Annotated in this window: 25 protein-coding genes; 6 read left to right on the top strand and 19 right to left on the bottom strand. The window is 35.5% G+C overall.

Translation table 11 applies throughout. The annotated features are described in order from the left end of the window. Positions 1–61: 61 nt before the first annotated feature. From frr to QZ136_RS12415, 19 genes are all read right to left on the bottom strand, one after another. Positions 62–625 carry a ribosome recycling factor gene (gene frr, locus QZ136_RS12325; protein ID WP_291403964.1) on the bottom strand — a complete coding sequence of 188 codons (564 nt, stop codon included), beginning with the start codon at positions 623–625 and terminating at the stop codon, positions 62–64. Positions 626–698: 73 nt separating this feature from the next. After that, positions 699–1,406: a UMP kinase gene (gene pyrH / locus QZ136_RS12330; protein WP_291403965.1), complete on the bottom strand. Its 708-nt coding sequence runs from the start codon at positions 1,404–1,406 to the stop codon at positions 699–701. Between the two features lie 4 nt (positions 1,407–1,410). After that, a complete protein-coding gene (gene nagA, locus QZ136_RS12335) occupies positions 1,411–2,535 on the bottom strand; it encodes an N-acetylglucosamine-6-phosphate deacetylase (RefSeq protein ID WP_291403966.1) in 1,125 nt (374 codons plus the stop codon). A gap of 120 nt (positions 2,536–2,655) precedes the next feature. Next, a complete protein-coding gene (tsf, locus tag QZ136_RS12340; RefSeq protein ID WP_291403967.1) occupies positions 2,656–3,495 on the bottom strand; it encodes a translation elongation factor Ts in 840 nt (279 codons plus the stop codon). Positions 3,496–3,637: 142 nt separating this feature from the next. After that, entirely contained in the window at positions 3,638–4,489 is an 852-nt protein-coding gene (gene rpsB, locus QZ136_RS12345; RefSeq protein WP_291403968.1) for a 30S ribosomal protein S2, read from the bottom strand. Between the two features lie 18 nt (positions 4,490–4,507). Next, on the bottom strand, positions 4,508–4,894 hold the full coding sequence (gene rpsI, locus QZ136_RS12350) for a 30S ribosomal protein S9 (protein ID WP_291403969.1): 387 nt from the start codon (positions 4,892–4,894) through the stop codon (positions 4,508–4,510). 9 nt (positions 4,895–4,903) lie between these two features. Further along, a complete protein-coding gene (rplM, locus tag QZ136_RS12355) occupies positions 4,904–5,347 on the bottom strand; it encodes a 50S ribosomal protein L13 (protein ID WP_291403971.1) in 444 nt (147 codons plus the stop codon). Between the two features lie 138 nt (positions 5,348–5,485). Continuing rightward, a complete protein-coding gene (locus QZ136_RS12360) occupies positions 5,486–5,950 on the bottom strand; it encodes a PH domain-containing protein (RefSeq protein ID WP_291403973.1) in 465 nt (154 codons plus the stop codon). A 55-nt stretch (positions 5,951–6,005) separates the two neighbouring features. Further along, a complete protein-coding gene (locus QZ136_RS12365) occupies positions 6,006–6,740 on the bottom strand; it encodes a polysaccharide deacetylase family protein (RefSeq protein ID WP_291403975.1) in 735 nt (244 codons plus the stop codon). Positions 6,741–6,780: 40 nt separating this feature from the next. Beyond that, a complete protein-coding gene (locus QZ136_RS12370; protein WP_291403977.1) occupies positions 6,781–7,716 on the bottom strand; it encodes a glycosyltransferase family 2 protein in 936 nt (311 codons plus the stop codon). Continuing rightward, positions 7,703–8,878 (bottom strand): glycosyltransferase family 87 protein, encoded by a 1,176-nt coding sequence (locus tag QZ136_RS12375; protein ID WP_291403979.1) that lies wholly within the window; start codon positions 8,876–8,878, stop codon positions 7,703–7,705. Before QZ136_RS12375 ends, QZ136_RS12370 begins: the two co-directional genes overlap by 14 nt. Positions 8,879–8,893: 15 nt before the next feature. After that, on the bottom strand, positions 8,894–9,646 hold the full coding sequence (locus QZ136_RS12380; protein WP_291403981.1) for a class I SAM-dependent methyltransferase: 753 nt from the start codon (positions 9,644–9,646) through the stop codon (positions 8,894–8,896). Between the two features lie 331 nt (positions 9,647–9,977). Next, positions 9,978–10,688: a pirin family protein gene (locus QZ136_RS12385; RefSeq protein WP_291403983.1), complete on the bottom strand. Its 711-nt coding sequence runs from the start codon at positions 10,686–10,688 to the stop codon at positions 9,978–9,980. Between the two features lie 18 nt (positions 10,689–10,706). Further along, entirely contained in the window at positions 10,707–11,498 is a 792-nt protein-coding gene (locus QZ136_RS12390; protein ID WP_291403985.1) for an SDR family oxidoreductase, read from the bottom strand. 310 nt (positions 11,499–11,808) lie between these two features. Further along, complete coding sequence (locus QZ136_RS12395; protein ID WP_291403987.1) at positions 11,809–12,588, bottom strand: hypothetical protein; 780 nt, start codon at positions 12,586–12,588, stop codon at positions 11,809–11,811. A gap of 42 nt (positions 12,589–12,630) precedes the next feature. Continuing rightward, on the bottom strand, positions 12,631–13,536 hold the full coding sequence (locus QZ136_RS12400; protein ID WP_291403990.1) for a prohibitin family protein: 906 nt from the start codon (positions 13,534–13,536) through the stop codon (positions 12,631–12,633). A 128-nt stretch (positions 13,537–13,664) separates the two neighbouring features. Then, positions 13,665–13,967, bottom strand: a complete 303-nt coding sequence (locus QZ136_RS12405) for a hypothetical protein (protein WP_291403992.1) — start codon at positions 13,965–13,967, stop codon at positions 13,665–13,667. A gap of 56 nt (positions 13,968–14,023) precedes the next feature. Beyond that, positions 14,024–14,368, bottom strand: coding sequence for a hypothetical protein (locus tag QZ136_RS12410; RefSeq protein WP_291403994.1), 345 nt, complete (start codon positions 14,366–14,368; stop codon positions 14,024–14,026). Next, positions 14,368–14,715 (bottom strand): DoxX family protein, encoded by a 348-nt coding sequence (locus tag QZ136_RS12415; RefSeq protein WP_291403995.1) that lies wholly within the window; start codon positions 14,713–14,715, stop codon positions 14,368–14,370. Before QZ136_RS12415 ends, QZ136_RS12410 begins: the two co-directional genes overlap by 1 nt. 578 nt (positions 14,716–15,293) lie before the next feature. On the opposite strand from QZ136_RS12415, the gene QZ136_RS12420 reads away from it, so the two are divergent. The 6 genes from QZ136_RS12420 to argB all read left to right on the top strand — a co-directional run bounded on the left by QZ136_RS12420 (position 15,294) and on the right by argB (position 21,219). Next, positions 15,294–16,010, top strand: a complete 717-nt coding sequence (locus QZ136_RS12420; protein ID WP_291403997.1) for a GNAT family N-acetyltransferase — start codon at positions 15,294–15,296, stop codon at positions 16,008–16,010. Positions 16,011–16,021: 11 nt separating this feature from the next. Continuing rightward, positions 16,022–17,212, top strand: a complete 1,191-nt coding sequence (gene argG, locus QZ136_RS12425) for an argininosuccinate synthase (protein ID WP_291404298.1) — start codon at positions 16,022–16,024, stop codon at positions 17,210–17,212. 3 nt (positions 17,213–17,215) lie between these two features. Continuing rightward, a complete protein-coding gene (gene argC / locus QZ136_RS12430; protein WP_291403999.1) occupies positions 17,216–18,199 on the top strand; it encodes an N-acetyl-gamma-glutamyl-phosphate reductase in 984 nt (327 codons plus the stop codon). An 81-nt stretch (positions 18,200–18,280) separates the two neighbouring features. Beyond that, positions 18,281–19,414, top strand: a complete 1,134-nt coding sequence (locus tag QZ136_RS12435) for an aminotransferase class III-fold pyridoxal phosphate-dependent enzyme (protein WP_291404001.1) — start codon at positions 18,281–18,283, stop codon at positions 19,412–19,414. Positions 19,415–19,438: 24 nt separating this feature from the next. Further along, positions 19,439–20,401, top strand: a complete 963-nt coding sequence (locus tag QZ136_RS12440) for an acetylornithine carbamoyltransferase (RefSeq protein ID WP_291404003.1) — start codon at positions 19,439–19,441, stop codon at positions 20,399–20,401. Then, the gene (gene argB / locus QZ136_RS12445; RefSeq protein WP_291404005.1) at positions 20,398–21,219 is read left to right on the top strand and encodes an acetylglutamate kinase; all 822 of its coding nucleotides are present in this window, start codon (positions 20,398–20,400) and stop codon (positions 21,217–21,219) included. The genes QZ136_RS12440 and argB overlap by 4 nt, the downstream gene beginning before the upstream one ends. Positions 21,220–21,300: the final 81 nt, after the last annotated feature.

The following is a 21,300-nucleotide window of genomic DNA, read 5'->3' on the forward strand; positions in this document are numbered from 1 at the left end:
TAAAAAAGAAAGGGAACAAGTTAAATTCCTATTCCCTTTCTTTTGATATGTTATATTTTAATTAGACAGTCATGATGTCTTTTTCTTTAAGCTCCATTAGTCGGTCGATACGAACAATACAGCTATCAGTTAATTTCTGTACTTCACCTTCTCCAGTTTTGATTTCATCATCAGATACACCTTCAGATTTTGTGCGCTTGATTTTCTCATTAGCATCTTTACGGATGTTTCTAACTGCGATTCTTCCTTTTTCGGCTTCTTCTTTTACTTTTTTAACTAGGTCTTTACGGCGTTCTTCTGTAAGTGGTGGAACATTTAAGCGGATTACCGTACCATCGTTTTGAGGGTTTAAGCCGATGTTTGCCTCCATAATTGCTCTTTCAATCGGAATGAGCATTGCTTTTTCCCATGGTTGTACAACAAGTGTACGCGCATCTGGTGTATTTACTGTTCCAATTTGATTTAAAGCTGTTGGAGTTCCATAATAATCTACAAAAATACCATCTAACATGGTTGGCATTGCCTTACCGGCACGTATTTTTACCAATTCATTATCACAAAACTCAATGGCTTTTTCCATATGAGCTTTCGCATCATCCAGTTGTTTCTTTATAAGCTCGTTCATAATATTTCTGTTCGATTTGCAAAATTAATTAAATTCCTCTTATCTAAGGTATTTAAACATTATTCAATCTATTTTATCCCCTAACTAATGTTCCAATTGGTTCTCCTTCTGCTAAACGCATAAAATTACCAGGCTTATTCATGTCGAAAACAATAATTGGGAGTTTATTTTCTTGGCACAATGTGAAAGCAGTCATGTCCATCACATTCAAATTCTTTTTATAAACTTCATCGAAAGTAATTTCATCGTATCGGGTTGCGTTTGAATCTTTAAGAGGATCGGCAGTGTAGATACCATCCACACGTGTGCCCTTCATCACAACATCCGCATTAATTTCAACAGCTCTTAAAGATGCGGCGGTATCAGTGGTAAAATATGGATTTCCAGTTCCTGCCCCGAATATGACAATTCTTCCTTTTTCTAGGTGTCGAACTGCTCTTCTACGAATAAATGGTTCACAAATTTGTTCCATTTTAATCGCAGTGAGTAAGCGTGTTTTGACGCCAGTTTTTTCAAGCGCATCCTGTAAAGCCATACTATTGATTACAGTAGCAAGCATGCCCATATAGTCGGCTTGCACACGATCCATGCCCGCTTTTTCTGCACTTAATCCGCGATAAATATTACCACCGCCAATTACTAAGGCTATTTCTATTCCTCTTGCATGTACAGCTTGAATGTCTTTTGCATATTGTGCTACGCGATCAATATCGATGCCATATTGCTTTTCGCCCATCAATGCTTCGCCACTTAGTTTTAGGAGGATACGTTTAAACTTCATCTTTTTAATTTATTAAATTATTTTCTAATATACCTGAAAAGTAGGTCTTTTGGAATTGTAAATTTTTGTCAAACACCAAAATATCAGCAGCATAGCCAGACTTTAAATATCCGTGTTTATTATCTTTTATTAGTTTTGATGGGTATGTGGAAGCCATTCTTAAAGCTTCATCTATTGGAATATTAGCGTGATTAACGCAATTTTCTACCGCCTTAAGCATGCTTAGGCAAGAACCTGACAAAGTTCCATCTGGCATGGTATAACGATCGCCGGTAAATACATGTTGATAAGCGCCTTGATTACTATTTGTTACTGCATCAGTAATTAAGAATAATTTGTCGCCCATTTCTCTTTTAGCTAATTCAATCATCGGAAAGCTAACATGTACACCATCGGCCACAATGCTTGTGTATGGTTTTGTCTTAAAAATTGCTGGAATTAAACCTGGCTCTCTATGATGAATAGCTGGCATTGCATTATAAAGATGAGTGGCAGCATGTACGGGATTGTTTAGGAATGATATAGCTGTCTCATAGCTTGCATTGCTATGACCTGCAGAGATGATAATACCTTGTGAATCAAGATAATCCATCAACTCCCTGTCTTGCAGTTCAGGTGCGATGGTCATCATTTTTATTTCTCCTTCGGCTAGTTCAACCCAATTCTTTAGCTCTGATAATTGCCCTTTTTTTATAAATTTTTCGGGGTGTGCACCTTTTTTTATTGGATTGAGATAAGGACCTTCAAGGTGCAAACCAAGAAATACCCCTTTTGCCTTCTTGCGATATGATTTGGCTACTTCAATTGCTTTTAATACAACTTCATCACTATTGGTGGCTACTGTAGCAAAAAATCCTGTAGTTCCTTGACCTAGCAAATCAATTTCCATTTGTTGTAAAGCTTCTTCGCTAGGTAATGAGCCGAAAAGTTGTCCTCCACTTCCATAAATTTGAAGATCTATTAAAGCAGGAGCTATAAATAAGTCTTTTAGGTCGTGAGTTTGAAAGTCGGATGGTATTTCTGATGCATTGCAAATAGATAATATATGTCCGTTCTTTAGAAGGATCACCTTATTTTCTAATTTTTCTTCACCAGTATATATGCTGGCATTTATAAGTGCAATACTCATCTGTTTGTTCTTTCTATTTATAAGATGAAGCCTGTAATGATTATTAAAATCATATTGGAATCATGGTTCAGGAATTTTCAGACAAAAAAAATCCTCTCCGTTTTGGAGAGGATTTAAATATTAAGCTCCTAACTGAACCCGTTTGAAGGCGGTAACAGTGAGTCCTTTTTCTACATCATTTAAAAACTGAGCAACAGTTTTACTTGAGTCTTTTACAAACTCCTGATTTAGTAAAGTTGAGTCTTTATAGAATTTATTAAGTTTTCCTGCAGCAATCTTTTCTACCATTTCTTCTGGCTTACCTTCTGCACGGATTACATCTTTAGCAATTTCAAGTTCTCTTTCGATAGTTTTTGAATCTACATCATCTTTATCGATAGCAACTGGGTTCATTGCAGCAATTTGCATCGCTACGTCTTTACCAACCTCATCAGCAGATGCTGGGTTAGAATTCAAAGCAACTAATACACCTAAACGGTAGTTTCCGTGAATGTAAGCGATAACTTTATCACCTGTTACTGACTCGAATTTAGAAACACCAACTTTTTCACCAATTTTACCAATTTGTGAAATGATTGTATCAGCTAATTTTTCGCCATTTAGGTCCAATTGAAGTAAATCATCTAGAGAAGCTGGATTTTTATCAATTGCTAAATCAGCAATGCTGCTTGCAAAAGCAACGAAATCAGCATTTTTAGCAACGAAATCAGTTTCGCAGTTAAATTCAATGATAACACCACGCTTACCATCAGCGGTTGTTTTTGCGATAACTACACCTTCATTTGATTCACGATCTTGGCGACTAGCAGCAACTTTTGCACCTTTTTTACGTAGGTAGTCGATTGCAGCTTCAAAATCACCATTAGCTTCGGTTAATGCTTTTTTGCAATCCATCATTCCGGCTCCGGTCTGCTGGCGTAATTTATTTACATCTGCGGCAGTAATTTGTACTGTAGACATGTTATTTTCCTTTTAATCCTTTGAATCCCCGCCATTGGCGGGGATTTAAGGGAATATTATTAAAATTAATTTGATTGTTTTTGCAATTGCTATCCCATAATACTTAGGGATTAACTAATTGTAATTGCGGAATAATTCGAAATTATTCTTCGCTTTTTGCTTCAGTTTCAGCAGTTACTCCTTCAGAAGCTGCAGCCTTACGGGTGCGTTTTCCTGGCGTTGCTGCCTCGTCTTTTGCTTCGCCTTCAGTATCTACTTTTGCTTTTGCAGTAGCAGCTTCCTTATCAGCTTCTTCATCCTTCTCACGCTTACGCTCGTCTAATCCTTCATGGATAGCCTTCATGATAACATCAGTAATCAATGTGATTGATTTAGTTGCATCATCATTCGCTGGGATAGGGAAGTCGATGTTTGACGGATCAGAGTTAGTATCAACCATTGCGAAAGTAGGGATGTTTAATTTCATCGCTTCTGCAACAGAGATATGTTCTTTCTTAACGTCAATAATAAATAATGCAGCTGGTAAACGATTTAAATCAGCAATACCTCCAAGAAGGGCTTCTAATTTGATACGCTCACGCTGAATCATTAATTTTTCTTTCTTTGATAAAACATCAAAAGTACCGTCTTTAGTCATCTTATCGATGTTCGACATCTTTTTGATTGATTTACGAACTGTAGCAAAGTTAGTTAACATACCACCTAACCAACGCTCGGTTACATAAGGCATGTTTACAGAACGAGCTTGCTCAGCAACAATATCTTTAGCTTGCTTCTTAGTAGAAACAAATAAGATTTTGCGTCCTGATTTTACGATTTGTTTAATCGCAGCAGCAGCTTCTTCTAATTTTGTTAAAGTTTTATTTAAATCTATAATGTGGATGCCATTACGTTCCATGAAAATGTACGGAGCCATTTTCGGATCCCATTTACGGGTAAGGTGACCAAAATGTACACCTGCATCCAATAAGTCTTGATATGTTGTTCTTGCCATTGTCTGATCCTCCTGAGATTAACGTTTACTAAATTGAAATTTCTTACGGGCTTTCTTACGACCTGGTTTCTTACGCTCAACCATACGGTCATCGCGGGTCATAATACCTTTAGCTCTCAATGCAGATTTTTTCTCTGGATCTAGCTCTACAATAGCTTTGGCAATTGCTAAACGAACGGCTTCTGCCTGTCCTTTAACACCACCGCCTGCAACGTTTACAGTTACATCGAATTTTCCTGTTGATTCAGAAACTTCGGTCGACTGCATTACGATGTATTGTAATGGCAATGTTGGAAAATATTCCTTGTAATCTTTACCGTTTACGGTAACCTTGCCGCTTCCATCTGTTAGATAAATGCGCGCAACTGCTGTTTTTCTTCTTCCTGAAGTGTTTGTAGTTGACATTTCTCTTAATTACGGTTTAATGGTTTGAGGATTTTGTGCTGCATGCGGATGATCAGTACCTGCATAAACAAACAGGTTCTTATACAATGCACGGCCCAAACTGTTTTTAGGTAACATACCACGTACAGCTTTCTCTACTACGCGAGTAGGATGCTTCGCCATTAACTCCTTCGGAGAAATGAATTTCTGACCACCAGGATAACCTGTGTAAGAAACATATTGCTTGTTGGCAAATTTGTTTCCTGTCAGTTTTACTTTGTCTGCATTGATAACAATTACATTATCTCCGCAGTCTACGTGTGGGGTGTACTCAGGCTTGTTTTTTCCTCTAATGATCATTGCAATCTTAGAAGACAAGCGCCCCAAAATCTCGCCCTGAGCGTCAACAACTACCCAATTCTTGTTGGCGGTCGCTTTGTTGGCAGAGACAGTTTTGTAACTTAACGTATTCACTTGCTTTAGTTTAAATTATATATTATTTATTAATTGCCCTAAAAATAGGGACTGCAAAGATACGAAAAATTGATTAATTGACAAAGGCTAAATGGAAAAAAGTGAAATTGCTGTAATTCTTGCCTTTTATATAGATGTTTAAAGCGTTGTTTTATTGTACTCCTTGCTGAAAGCTTCGGCATCATCCGGACTTATCAGAATTTTTTTACCCGTTTTGCTTATTATTAAAATAGGTTTATCTCTGCGCGTTAAATACCATGACATGTCGCCTAATTCATTATTGCTGAATTTTCCATACCAACCAAATAATCCCCCTACTCCAAATGTGCGTATAGTTCCACTTAGCTTATCTTTATCTATTAAAGTCAGATTTTCAATATCAGCTCTATTGATATGCACACTCTTGATTAACCTACGAATAATTATTTCTTCGGCCTTAATCTCATAACTTAAAGGTTTTAGATGCCAGCATATTAGATATACGATCAATAATAATATGGCCAGTGGCAGAATAAAATTAAAGATAATTAAGGCTCCGAAGAGGAGACTTACCAAAATGGTAATAATAATTGCAGTTTTGTCGAGGGAGGCCTTGTATTTCATATAATTATACTTGTTAATTTTACAAAGGTTCTCCTTTTATATGATGAATCTCTCGTCAATATTGGATAAAGTCAGACAATGTGCCAAAGCTGTAATTTTGTTGCTTTAATTTATTGATAAAGCTATCCATTCTTTCGATCATTTTTGTCCCTGTGTTTTTACTTACATATCCAGGGAAACCAAATCTATTTTGATCAGTTAAATCTGTAAACTCCCAAGGATGAAAGTAAATATTTAAATATCCGTCTTTTTTAAGAGTTCTTTTTGCTAGCCAAGTATAGAGCCAAAGTGGTAAATTATGAAATGAAAGCCAGAATAGAGGAAAGCGTAACATCGGACTTACAGATGCGGGTATTTGCCAAATTCCTGCTTTTTCAAATATTGTTCTAGGACTTGATAAGTTATTATATCGGCCAGGTAGCCAAGTTGGATTTATAGATGAATTATATAAATATCCTGCTTTTCTCACCTCATCTTCATCAACAGGCTTCATTCTAGGCATTCTAAATCCGACAATATCTTGCGAGGAGATTTCTTGAAGTACCTTTCTTGATAATTCAAGATGAGTTTTATCGAATGCAGAGTGATAATAACCATGGGATGCTAGCTCATGCCCACTAGATAGTAATCGTTTAATCACTTCAGGTGCATTCTGAGCAAAGATAACCGTGCTGAAAAATGTGGCCTTAACTTGATGTTTGTCTAAAATATCTAAGATGTGCTTTGTCCCTCTTATGGATATTTCCATCTGATCTTCAAAGGATATCTCTTTATTATATTCAAGAGGCATATCAAATTCCTCTATATCAAAACTCAGAAGTACCAAAATTTTATTCTTTAATATTAGTTGAACGAATGATATAGTTTGGTCTATTTTTTACCTGCATAAACATCTTCCCGATGTAAATGCCGATTATTCCTAAAATAATTAGTTGTAAGCCACCAAAAAATACAATAGTAATAATGATAGATGCCCAGCCAGATACTTCCTCGCCCGTAAAAAATGCGTATAAAACATAAGGGATATACAATATTGACAAGAATGATAGTGCAAATCCGATGTAAGTAGCGGCATAAAGTGGTTTTATTGAAAATGAGGTTACACCTTGAAGTGCAAATTTTATCATTTTTTTGACGCTATACTTGCTCTCGCCAAAATGACGGGAATTAGGAGTATACTCTACAGACGTTTGTGTGAAACCAATCCATTTGAAAAGCCCTCTTAAAAAGGGTTCATTTTCATTGAAGTTTCGAATAACAGAAACAACTTTTTTATCAAGAAGTCTGAAATCGGCTGATCCCGACTCCAACTCTACATCTGATAAACTATTAAGTGTTTTATAAAATAGATTTGATGATATTCTTTTGGTTAGCGGAAGTCTTTTGTCTTCTAAACGCACGGTATAAACTATTTCAAATCCTTCTTCCCATTTCCTTAACAATTCGGTTAATAGCTCTGGTGGATGCTGAAGGTCGCAGTCCATGCTAACTACACAATCGCCTTTAGCATGATCAAGTCCCGCTTTTAAAGCAAGCTGATGCCCAAAATTTCTCGAAAACTCAATAAAGAAAATATGTTCATTATTTGGTATCAGTCCCTGAATTGTTTCCATGGTATTATCGGTGCAGCCATCAGCTACAAGAATAATTTCATGTGAATAAGGAAGCTTTTCAAAAACATTGTCAATCTCGGAACAAACCTTAGCAATGTTTTCAGATTCATTAAAAGCTGGTAAAACTATAGATACTAACTTATTCGATTCCATAGCTTTTGTTATTCTTAAAATCAAATTTTAACATTTGATAAATTATTGTAAACCAAATCAATACACATGGTAGTGCTTTTAGAGAGTAAGGTTTTATGTATTCATTCCTAATAAATTTAGGAAATAAATCAGAAGGCGACATGCTTGTCAATAAAAACGCAAAAATAAATAAAAACAGTATCCATTTATTTTTAGGTGAAGGCTGTATTACAAACCAAATAGCCACTCCAACAAATGCAATAACATAGGTTGGCGATTCGGAGCTAGTACTGAAAATAACTGTAAATATCAGTGTACTTGCAAGCAGCATCAGCCTGAAATTATTTTCTTTAAATTGAGAAAACCTAAAATAAGGTAGGATAAATAAGATTAATCCTGCCAATATGAAGGGCCAGTTTTGAATGGAGTTATCGCCTGAAATTCTACGCACCATTCCCATCAAACATATATCCTGATCAGTAATTAAAGTACTATTCATGATATTTTTTTGAGAAACTGCTAAGTACCAATCTTTGTAGGATTGAATAATAAATTCTGGAGATGAAAAAAGCATAGGCAGCGTAAATGCTATGATGCTCCAAAATATCAGTCCCAAAATCAGCTTCTTTTTATCACTAGAGAAAAAGAAGAAGGCCAGGCCAACAATACCATAGAGTTTAATAAAAGTGCCTAAAACGATCATGAAAGCTGCCCAAAAATCCTTTTTCTTCACTATAAATGAAAAGCTTAAAAGTATAATTGCAGTCATACTTGGGTTAAACTGAGAGCTCAGTATCGAGGTTAGGTTTTCATGCGCAGCTATTAAAATAATTGCTAAAGTAGCTCCCGAGGGCAATGGGAGTTTTCTAATGGCAATAAAAAGTACAGATGAATTAAAGATTGTCCATAGCGTATGACCTAACCAATTTGGCAAAATTGCAAATGGCGCAATAAATACACTAAAGATTGGTCCGTAAAGATTGTAATGCTGAAAATTTTCTGGCTGTGGCAAAAAGAAATTTCGTTCATTCACCAAACTGTAGAAAGTAAATTTAAAGATTAGATAGTTGTTAAAATTTCCACTCGACAATAATTTAAGAATAGCAAATGCTGTAATTATAAACCATAGTGAGCTTATGTAGATGCTTTTTTTAAAAATGGTATTTGTTAAAAAATTGTACATATATCAAATTCGCCTTTACTTTTTAGATGAAATAAATATAGAAACGCCAAAAGGCAGATTAAAAAGCTTAAGTAAGGCTAATTCTGATTTAAAAATTTGGTACAGAATTTTACTTGAGATACTATTATTATTGTGTAAAGTAGCATCAGAGCCAGCGCCTACTCTTATAAATCTAGCAGGAATAAGTTTGCTTATTAATCTGAAGGCCATTATGGGTACGAATAGAATCGTGTTGAAGTAGGTAGCCCTGATAGTAGTCAAATTGATTTTAGTGAATATATCTTTTAAGCTAGACATGGTGTACCGTCTAAAATGATGATTAACTTCATCATGATTGCTCCATAATAACATAAAAGCTGGAACCGTTACCACAATCAAACCACCGCTTTTACAAACTCTTTTCATTTCTGAAACTCCTAAAGTGTCATCTTCAACATGCTCAATAACATCCAAAGCGCAAACCATATCAAATTCTTCCTCACCAAAGGGTAATTCTAAAATAGACCCATTTATAATATTCAAATTCAATGTGCTATTCGCGAAATCGCAACAATCTTTGTCGTATTCTAATGAGGTTACAGTCCCAAATTGAGATAAAAGTTCGCTTGTTTTGCCTGTTGCAGCACCAATATTCAAAATTTTAAGATTATTTTTTTCTTGGTTTTTGAGGCTTTTATGAATCAGATTGGAAATAATTTTTGCTCTTGCTTTGAACCACCAATGTTCACGTTCTAAAATATAATATTCTTTGTAGTAATTTTTATCCATCTCTTAAGCTTGGAACGGTGCTTTGTTAAATAGTACAACTATAAATTTTATAGCACCTAACAATAAAGTATTTAATAAAAGGTTTAATTATAACATAAATATTACATAAATCAAAATTTTATAATTTCTGTTGAAAATCTGAACATCTAAAATTTTGTTGATTTTCTATTTAGATTAGCTTTTGAACCAATAGCTTGAGTGCAATAATTTTTTGATGAATATTGAGATTTGTAATTTCTGAAAAAGAAAAACGCTCAGCAAGAGAGTTACCAATTCTTGCAGAGCGTTATTTAATGTTTTATATGCTTGACATTTTCATGCCTTTTATTTTTTAAGCCATTGGGACTTCCATCAATAGAATCTCCGCGTTTGAATTTGCGCTGATGGTAAATTTATCGGTTTCCCAGATGCCAAATCCGTCTCTTGAATTTAGTTTTTGATCATTTATACTAATATCTCCATTCAGAATGAATGCATAAACTCCATTTCCAGCTCCTTTAATCTGATATTCTGTGGAGAAACCTTCATCTAATTTTCCTAGATGAAACCAAGCATTTTGATGAACCCAAACACCCTCATCTTCAGGATTGGGACTTAAAATTTGTTGGAGTTTATTGTGACGATCTTCTAAATTTAAAGTAATTTGATCGTAGCGAGGCTCAACATTCCCTTTATTTGGAAACATCCAAATCTGTAAGAATTTCACCTCTTTATCTGCATTTTTATTGTATTCGCTGTGGGTAATTCCTGTTCCGGCACTCATCACTTGTATGTCACCATTTCTAATTACCGTTTTATTCCCCATGCTATCTTTATGTTCCAAATCTCCTTCTAGGGGAATGGAAATAATTTCCATATTATCATGGGGATGAGCTCCAAATCCCATGCCTCCCGCAACGATATCATCATTTAACACCCTTAAAACCCCGAAGTTCATTCTTTGCGGATCATAATATCCTGCAAAGCTAAAGGTATGTCTACTATGTAACCAACCGTGGTTTGCATTTCCACGAGTATCAGACTTATGAACTACTGTTTTCATTTTTTCTTGAATTCAAAACTAAAGATCTCCGTAAAGATTTGATTGTCCGCCATCTATAGCAATCGTTTGACCACTGATATATGAACAATCTTCACTCAACAAAAATACTACAAGTTTTGCAACTTCCTCGGGTATTCCCAATCGTTTTGTAGGATTCGATTGTGCATAATCTGATTCAGCTTTTTTGGGATCTGTAGGGTTCATCTGTCTGAAAGCTTCGGCAACCATAGGGGTTAGGATTGCTCCCGGAGCGATGGCATTGGTTAAAACTCCAAACTTACTGTATTCTATAGCTGCATTTTTAGTCATACCACTAACCGCATGCTTGGCTGCGATATAAGCCGTTTGATTCACTACCCCTCTTATTCCTCCCACAGATGAAGCATTTACTATGCGGCCATAGTTTTGTTTTTGCATTACTGGAATGATATAGCGCATACCGTAGTAAACTCCCATCAGATTGATATCAATTACTTTTTTGAAGATTTCTAAGTCATATTCGGTTAAAAGTGCTTGCTTTCCTTCAATTCCTGCATTATTGTAAAATCCGTCTATTCGTCCGTAAGCTTTCAAGCTTTGCTCCACAAATCCCTTAACTTCAGTTTCTTTTGATACATCGGCATGTATGAATAGCGCTTCCGTTTCAGGAAAAGTTTTCTTCAGAAAGCTTTTTGTTTCCTCTAAAGTTTTTGCGTTAAAGTCGATTAGACTAAGTTTAGCACCTTCTTTTGCCGCTTCAATAGCGGTAGCAAGCCCTAGCCCCATAGCTGCACCAGTAATTAGTATTACTTTGTTTTCTAATTTTTTCATGTGGATTTATTTAAATACATTAATGATTAATAACTCAGATTCTTGAAATAAGGCAAATATTCGATGATAGGGTTTTTTACGCTTATTTTTAATGTTCTAGCCTGGAAATAACTAATGGATTAACAAATTAATGAGGCTATTGTTCAAATAGGCTACTAATGGAATTTTTTAGATGATGTATCTCTAAACGTTTCTAAATATCCGTTTTAAGGTCTCATATTTATTATTTGAGGAGCTTGTTAATAAGGTTTTACATCAAATCTTATTGATGTTCTGGGATAGAAAAAAGCTTAAAATCTTTGAGATTTTACTATTGTTGAATTTTTATACCCTCCAGCATATGAGCCAAAATGGGTTCACATTTTTCTTTGCAACAAGGGTAATAATTTAAGTGTTTCCAGTGCTCCGACTTTGGCGATTGTCCCCACCAAAATTCGGCAATGGCTAATGGTTCCATCTGATGTTTAAAGGCGTACTGCAAAAGTTTCGGTCCGGCACATTCGCCAGCCCCCGCTGGCGGATTTTTATAAGATGCAGCTTTAAATATTTCATTAAGGCTTTTTTCCTCGCCCTGTTTATTCAAGAATGTATAGTGATTAAATAGCTCATTTTGAAGTGTATTCGAGTGTTTTTTTCGAGCTACCTTCATCATTCGAACATCTTCTAAATAACCTTCAGCTTTTAAATGTTCTTTTTCTTTGATGGCATTATTGATGCGAGTGAGTTCGGCCATTCCAGTATTTAGGAAACTGCCTTCTTGCAGACTATCAAAAACTGGCGGGACAAATTTAGAGTGATGATTTCCACCGGCCATTTTTCCTGAAAATGCTGCGATATAACCAAGTTCATTTTGAGAGTTTTTCACGATTAAAACCCCAAACATTTTACCAATGATGAAGCCTTCTTGTGCAGGATTTAATCCGAAATTATGCTCCCAATCGCTTTGATGCTTAAGGTATTTTTGTAAATCTTCGGCAGCTAAAAGGCATAGAGGATGCGGTTTATTATCTTTTAAGAAATTAAACTGTGCTGGAACTTCATGCTCAGAATCTAAGCTTTTAAAAAAAGGATCTTGTATTTGTGCTGACAATTAAAAAAGGCCAGATGGATTATTCTGGCCTTACAAAGGTATTTAATTCCCACCTAGAATAATGGGTGCATTCTTACCATTACCCATGATGATGATTTTAGCATTAGGTGATAGAGCAATTTCTTTTTGAGCTTTTATAGTTTCATATTGAAGTTGCTTATCACTTAAACCGGTTGACAAGATTTTTTGATAATCAGCAATACCTTGTGCTTCAACTCGCTTACGCTCAGCTTCTTGACGCTCTTTTTGAAGAACGAAGGTCATTTTTTGAGCATCTTGTTCGGCATTAATTTTAGATTCAATAGTGGTTTTTACAGAGGCAGGTAGTGTGATATTTCTTACTAGAAGTTGCTCTAATTCTAATCCCCGTTTAACAAAACTTTTATTGATGGTATTGAATATTTTATTCTGAAATTCATCGCGCTTACTTGAATATAATGCTACAGCATCATAAGAAACAGCATTGTCTCTGATAGCAGTTCTTGCAATTGGCCTTACAATTTTATCCAGATAATCAGTCCCAATGGTGCGAAGAATTTCAGGTGTAGAGGAAGGTTTAACCTTAAAAAGTACTGAAAGATCGATGATTACTTCCAGACCATCAGCAGAAAGAACTCTAATGGCATCGTCGCCACTTTTTCCTCCTTCATCGTTTACACCAGACATGGTATAGTTTTGTGTTTTGACATCGAAAGTTGTGACCTCCATCATCGGATTAACAACATTCAATCCGCTATAAAGCACATCATCATTTACCTTACCAAAAAGAGTTTTTACGCCTACTTCACCTGATTCAACTACTTTAAACATAGAGAAAGAGGCACCAATTAATATTAAAATTATTGCTCCAATGCGGGTAATTTTACTGAATCGCGCTGCCTGACCATCTTGAGAGGCCATAAAAAAACTAGCTAGTAGTGCAAATATTCCGATGATGATTAAAAACATGATTCTGATTTTTTATGTGGTTAAAATTACAATAATTCTATGTGAAAGCTCTTGATAATAACTTGTATTTCTTTTTCAACTCGCGCCGAATATTTGTTTTTACTTAGCAACCTTAAAAGATTCATTTTCTATATTAAGATTTTATTTTCTCTTAAAATTCTTTTCCTTGCAAAAAGAAAATAAACAAGACCGGCCAAGAGGTTAATTATGCCTATAAAGCCTAAGGTCCACATGATTTTTTCCGTTAAACTTGGTTTGTTTGACCTGTAAATTTCTTTAAGTGCAATAAAGCTGTAAGCTAATATTAAAGCAATATTTATTATATTGACAGGCACAGGAACATTTATTTCAAAATACCAAGCTAAATATTTGAAAATTGTTATTCCTAAACTAATGAATAATAATGGCTTGAATAATCTTTGTATTTCCATTTTTATAATTTCAAATCAATCTTACAATATAAGTATAAATACTCATATTTCAAAATTTATCGTAAGCAATTGATTATAAATAGGTAAGAATTTAAAACAAGATATAAAAATGCTGGTAATGAGCGCCAAAAGCCATCCCTGATTTTAAGTCGCACAAAAAAACCAAATAGAATTAATAGGGCTAGTCCACCGCTAGATAGCATTAAAATGGGATAGAATTTCAATCCAACAATCAATCCTAATCCCCCTAAAATCTGCAAAGTACTCGTCAGAAAGGCAAATTTCTCCAACCCGTAACGCTTAAATTCATCTTTCATACCTGAAGAAAAATAATAGCTAAAACCGTAGAACAAAAAAGATAATGCCGAAAACCAGATTAAATAAAGATCAATTACACGCATTAATGAATGATATCTGCATAGAATCCTGCAATAAACAAGGATAGAATTAATAGGATCAATGAAGGTAAATGCTTTGAGAATGGATTTTTTACTTTGAAGTGTGCCATTTGTGCGCAAACCATCAAAAATGCCATTGATAATGCCGAATAAAGAAGCAAATCTGTATACCAAATACCTGCAATCAGTAAGGTGGCAAGAGCTATTTTGGAGGCACCTACTAAATTTCTAATCACATCTGGTAGTCCGTACTGTTTAAATTCAACAACAATATTGTCGAATCTAAATATCCAAACATAGGCTACAGATAGCGCAAGTACAATTTGGCTAATTATTACAAGGTTTTCCATGGTATTTATATTATTGATGGGAAATATTTGATAGGCACAAATATTTTATTCTGTATTTGAAATATCTCTCCCTAAATATACTTAATTCTTGGTGAAGGTAGTTATACTGCCTGAATAATAGCTGTTTACAGGTTATTTATTTATTTGATGGTTTTTAGACCATTTCAAATTAGCTAGCATGGATTAAAAATCTTATGTTATTATTTTATTCCACTATCCAATCACATTAAAAAATTGTAATATTATCAATGCTCTATTGCGTATTTCATTATTTTTTTTGTTTTTTTGTAAAAAAAATCTAAAAAACACATACACTATTAAAAATGAGTAGTTTATACTATCAGGCCAATACACATTCATTAAGCCCAGTGGCTTGTATGAGAGGTATTGTTTGTAGTAATTTTAGGCCTGAGAAGTTAGTGTTGCGTTTCCGACGACCCTTTATGCCGCGGACTTGAATCTTGGCATTAATCAAAAGGTAGCCGGACCTTCCTACCGGTAAAAAATCAATCAGATTATTCACAAAAGAAAGACGTTTCTTTTTTCCGCTTCAAAAACGGATTTTTTTCTTTAAATCAATGAAAGAAAACGAATTTGTTGTCATACCGGCAACAGAACTTCATACTAAATACGCAGAGCAGATATGTGATGAAATGGCAGAATCTGCCAAGGCTCGAGGCACAGGAATAGCTCGCAGAACTCCTGAATACATTACTCAAAAAATGCTGGAAGGCAAGGCGGTTATTGCTTTGCATCAAGATGGGACATGGGCAGGTTTTTGTTATATTGAAACTTGGAGTCATGGGACTTTTGTGGCCAACTCCGGACTCATCGTCAATCCTGCTTTTCGAAATAAAGGTCTGGCAAAAATGATCAAACGGACTGTTTTTGAGCTTTCGCGAAAGAAATATCCAGATGCAAAGATCTTTGGACTAACAACCGGACTTGCAGTAATGAAGATCAATTCAGAATTAGGCTATGAACCTGTAACCTATTCGGAACTTAGTCAGGATGAAGAATTTTGGAAAGGCTGTAAGAGCTGTGTGAACTACGATATTTTGATGAGTAAGGATCGTAAAAATTGTATGTGTACTGCCATGCTTTGGGATCCTGTAGAAAAGGCAAAGGAAATTGAACAGAAAATGAAAGAGGCCGAAGCGCTTAGAAATAAGTCTGCTGAAGAACATCTAAACAAAGTGTCCCGCAAACAAACCTTACTCGAACGTATTGAGCAAAAATTGCGAAATTCATTAAAGGTGCTGGTTGGGATAAGTGCATTATTCGTTAAAATCTAAAAAATTAAATGATGAAGAAGAAGGTAGTTTTAGCTTTTAGTGGAGGTTTAGATACTTCCTTTTGCTGTATTTATTTATCTAAAGACCGTGATCTAGAAGTTCACTCTGTAATTGTAAATACAGGTGGTTTCTCTGAAGAGGAACTAAAGCAAATTGAAGAAAGAGCTTATGCTTTGGGAGTGAGCTCCCATGCTGTAGTGGATGAAACTCTCAATTATTACGATAGCTGTATCAAATATTTGGTTTTTGGAAATGTACTTAAAAATGCAACATATCCACTTTCTGTAAGCGCCGAGCGCGTAAGTCAGGCAACAGCAATTGCCAAATATGTGAATATGATTGGTGCCGACTATGTAGCACATGGTAGTACTGGCGCTGGAAATGATCAGGTTCGTTTCGATATGATTTTTAATATTATGATTCCTGGCGTTGAGATCATCACTCCTATTCGTGATCTTAAACTGAGCCGTGAAGCAGAAATCGAATATCTGAACAAACATGGCGTTGAATATACCGCCGAAAAAGCTAGATACTCGATAAACAAGGGTATCTGGGGCACATCGGTTGGTGGAAAGGAAACATTAACATCCAATCAAACACTGCCTGAAGAAGCTTGGCCAACACAAGTTAGTGAAACCGAAGAGCGTGATCTTGAACTTAGCTTCGAGAAAGGTGAATTAGTGGCAATTGATGGACAAACATATTCTCCAGTAAAGGCTATTCAAAAATTACAAGAAATTGCTCAGCCTTATGGAATAGGAAGGGATATTCATGTGGGTGATACGATCATTGGAATTAAAGGTCGCGTGGGTTTTGAGGCCGCAGCACCAATGATAATTATCAAAGCGCATCATACTCTTGAAAAGCATACCCTAACCAAATGGCAACTTAGCTGGAAAGATCAATTAGCATCATTTTATGGAAATTGGCTTCATGAGGGACAGTTTCATGATCCAATTATGCGCGACATGGAGGCATTTCTTTCTAGTACTCAGGAAACTGTTAGCGGGAAAGTTTTCGTTAAATTACATCCATATCGTTTCCAAATCATAGGTATCGAATCTGAGCATGATTTGATGTCGAATAAGTTCGGTAGCTACGGTGAAATGAATAATTCATGGTCTGGAGAAGATGTAAAAGGATTCTCAAAAATCTTTGGTAATCAAACGATGATTTGGCATCGGGTAAATGATAAAAAATAAAAAATGAAGACAATTAGGATTGGAATTGCTGGAGGTGCTGGATATACTGGCGGTGAATTAATTAGTGTACTAATTAATCACCCGCATGCCGAAATAGTATTCGTGCATAGTAATAGTAATGCTGGCAAACCGATTTCTGATGTGCATACCGACCTTTTTGGTGATACCGATCTTAAATTTTCGGATACTCTTTCGCAAAATATTGATGTATTATTTCTTTGTGTAGGACATGGTGACGCTAAGAAATTTTTAGATGCTAACCCAATCAATGAAAATGTTAAAATTATTGACCTTTCTCAGGATTTTAGATTAAACAACAATTCTACTCTAGCTAAAAGAAACTTTGTTTACGGTTTACCGGAACTAAATAGAGAGTCGATTAAAAAGTCTGATAATATTGCTAATCCAGGTTGTTTTGCCACTTGTATTCAGCTTGGATTATTACCTCTTGCTGCTTCAGGTAACTTAAATTCAGAAATTCATATCAATGCTACAACAGGCTCAAGTGGTGCTGGGCAAAGTCCGGGTGCTACCACACACTTTACCTGGAGGAATAATAATCTTTCTGTTTATAAGCCGTTTGAACATCAGCATTTGAATGAGATTGGTGAAAGTTTGACCCACTTGCAGAAAAATTTTATTGAAGAGATTTCTTTCATTCCGCAAAGAGGTAATTTTAGTAGAGGAATTCTTGCTGCCATATATTTGGAAAGTAGTCTTTCATTAGAACAAGCTCAAAAATTATATTCCGACTATTACGAATCTCATCCGTTTACACATTTAAGTCTTAAAAATATCGATTTAAAGCAGGTTGTGAATACAAATAAAGCTCTAGTTTATTTAGAGAAACATGGCAATAAACTATTCATTATCAGTATAATAGATAATCTATTAAAAGGCGCGAGTGGACAGGCTGTTCAAAATATGAATTTGATGTTTGGCTTGGATGAGATGGCAGGATTGAAATTAAAGGGTATAAGATTCTAGTCCCAAATTGGGAATAGAAATCGATTTTTAAATTATTAGGATAGTTCAAGCAATTGGCTATCCGCTATTAACATATTAAACATGAAACTTTTCGACGTTTACCCACTTAACCCCATTGAAATTGTAAAAGCTAAGGGTAGTAATGTTTGGGATTCCAATGGGAATGAATATTTAGATTTGTATGGTGGTCATGCGGTAATTTCTATTGGCCATACACATCCTCATTATGTGCGTCGAATTACTGATCAATTAAATAAAGTTGCTTTTTATTCTAATTCAGTCATTATTGCCTTGCAACAAGAATTGGCTGAGAAGTTGGGCAAATTATCTGGAAAAACCGATTTTCAATTGTTTTTATGTAATTCTGGTGCCGAAGCCAATGAAAATGCTTTGAAATTGGCCTCTTTTTATAATGGAAGGAAAAAAGTTATTGCATTTAAAGGGGCATTTCATGGTCGTACTTCTTTAGCTGTTTCAGCAACAGATAATCCCAAAATTATTGCTCCAGTTAATCAAACAGATAATATTACATTTCTTCCTTTAAATGATGAGCAAGCCTTGGAAAAGGCATTTCATGATTTTGGAAGTGAAATTTCATCGGTAATTATTGAGGGTATTCAAGGAGTTGGTGGCATTAAAGAAGCCTCAAAAAGCTTTTTAATGAAGATTAGAACACTTTGCGATCAATATGATGCGGCTTATATTGCCGATTCTGTTCAATGTGGTTACGGTCGTACAGGTAATTTTTACGCTCATGATTATGCTGGTGTAGATGCGGATATTTATTCTATGGCCAAAGGTATGGGCAATGGTTTTCCAATTGGTGCAATTTCTATTTCTCCTAAGTTTATTCCTTGGCATGGTGAGTTAGGGACAACCTTTGGGGGAAATCACCTTGCTTGTGCCGCTGCCTTAGCTGTTCTGGAAGTGATGGAGCAGGATAATCTCCTAAAAAATGCTGAAAGTGTTGGCAATTACTTAATCGCTGAACTTAAGAAAATCGATAAGATTATTGAGGTTCGTGGCAGAGGATTAATGATAGGAATTGACCTTCCAGAGGAGTATAGTCATGTGAAAAAGGACTTGCTTTTCAAACATCGTATATTTACTGGTGAAGCTAAACCAAACGTTATCAGGCTGTTACCTGCATTAAATATCACAAAGGCACATGCTGATCAGTTTTTAGAGGCATTAAAAATTGAATTAAATAATTAATTGCCTAGATCTTGACATTCGAATATGAAACTATTTTCTTCGGTAAACGACATATCTAATTTAAAAGAGGCTGTAAATCAGGCTTTAATGCTAAAAGCAGATCCTTTTGGGCATCAAAACCTAGGGAAAAATAAAACGCTAGGATTGGTGTTTTTAAATCCAAGTTTAAGAACCCGTTTAAGTACTCAAAAAGCAGCTTTGAACCTAGGTATGAATGTTATGGTTATGAATCTCGACAAGGAGGGATGGGCATTAGAAACAGAGGACGGAGTGGTGATGAACGGAACTACTGTTGAACATATCCGTGAAGCTGCAGCAGTGATGGGCGAATATTGCGATATTCTAGGTTTTCGTTCCTTCCCAAAGCTTCAAAATCGTGAAGAGGATTATAGCGAAGGTCTTTTTAATAAGTTTGTGAAGTTTAGTGCTGTGCCTGTTATTTCTTTAGAAAGTGCAACGCTTCACCCACTTCAAAGTTTCGCCGATTTAATTACGATTGAAGAACATAAAAAAAATGTAAAACCTAAAGTGGTTTTAACTTGGGCTCCTCATGTTAAATCTTTGCCTCAGGCGGTTCCCAATTCTTTTTCTGAATGGATGTGTCGAGCTCAGGCTGATGAGATGTTAGATTTTGTAATTACACATCCCCAAGGACTAGAATTGGCAGAAAAATTTACTCCAGGTGCAAAAATTGAGTATGATCAAGATGCCGCTTTGCAGGGGGCAGATTTTGTGTATGCTAAAAATTGGTCATCCTATAATGATTACGGAAAAACAGTTTCTGGGGCCGATTCTTGGATGATTACCCATAACAAGTTGGCTCAAACCAATCAAGCTAAAGTGATGCATTGCTTACCTGTTCGTCGTGATTTTGAGCTTTCTGCGGAAGTTTTAGATGGCCCACACTCGCTGGTTATAAAAGAAGCTGCAAACCGTGTTTGGTCGGCACAAATGGTATTGAAAAATATGCTTGAGGGATTGAAATGAAATCGTTGAAGATTATAAAAATTGGTGGCAATGTAATCGATAATCCGGAGCATTTAGAAAGCTTTTTGTCTGATTTTGCCACAATTCAGGGACCTAAAATATTGATTCATGGAGGTGGTAAAATTGCTACAAAATTATCGGCTGAGCTTGGTATTGAATCTAAATTAGTTGATGGTCGGCGAATAACCGATGCAGATACTTTAAGGGTAGTAACTATGGTTTACGCCGGTTTAATCAATAAAAATATAGTTGCAAGTCTTCAGCAAAATGCTTGTAATGCTATCGGACTGACCGGTGCTGATGGAAATATTATTCGAGCTAAGAAGCGTCCTATTAAAAAGATCTTTTCCAAAGAAATGAATCAGGAAATTGACCTTGATTATGGTTTTGTTGGCGATTTAGATGATAACTCAGTAGATTCGGAATCACTTTATAAATTACTTGAATCTGGATTTACTCCAGTTTTTTCGGCAATTACTCATGATGGTAATGGTCAGCTTTTAAATACCAATGCAGATACAATTGCCTCATTATTAGCTGTTTCTATGGTAAAGCACTATGACATATCGCTTATTTATTGTTTCGAAAAGGCGGGTGTTTTAATGAATGTGGAGGATGAAAGTTCACTCATTAAAGAGATAAACCCAAATTTTTATAATGCTTTAAAAAAGGATGGGATAATCAACGAAGGGATGATACCTAAATTGGATAATGCATTTGAAGCAATAAAAAATGGAGTAAAGGAGGTCTGCATTGGGAAATCGGATACTTTATCGGACTTGAATCAAAATAATTTCGGAACACGAATAACTAAATGATATAATTCTGTTGAAGGCAATACTAGCTTAGGAATCAAGAATATTGGAAGCTCACACGACTAATGCTGCAGCTTCCCTTTG

This window comes from Daejeonella sp. (assembly GCF_017495225.1).
In the GTDB taxonomy this organism is placed as follows: Bacteria; Bacteroidota; Bacteroidia; order Sphingobacteriales; family Sphingobacteriaceae; genus Daejeonella.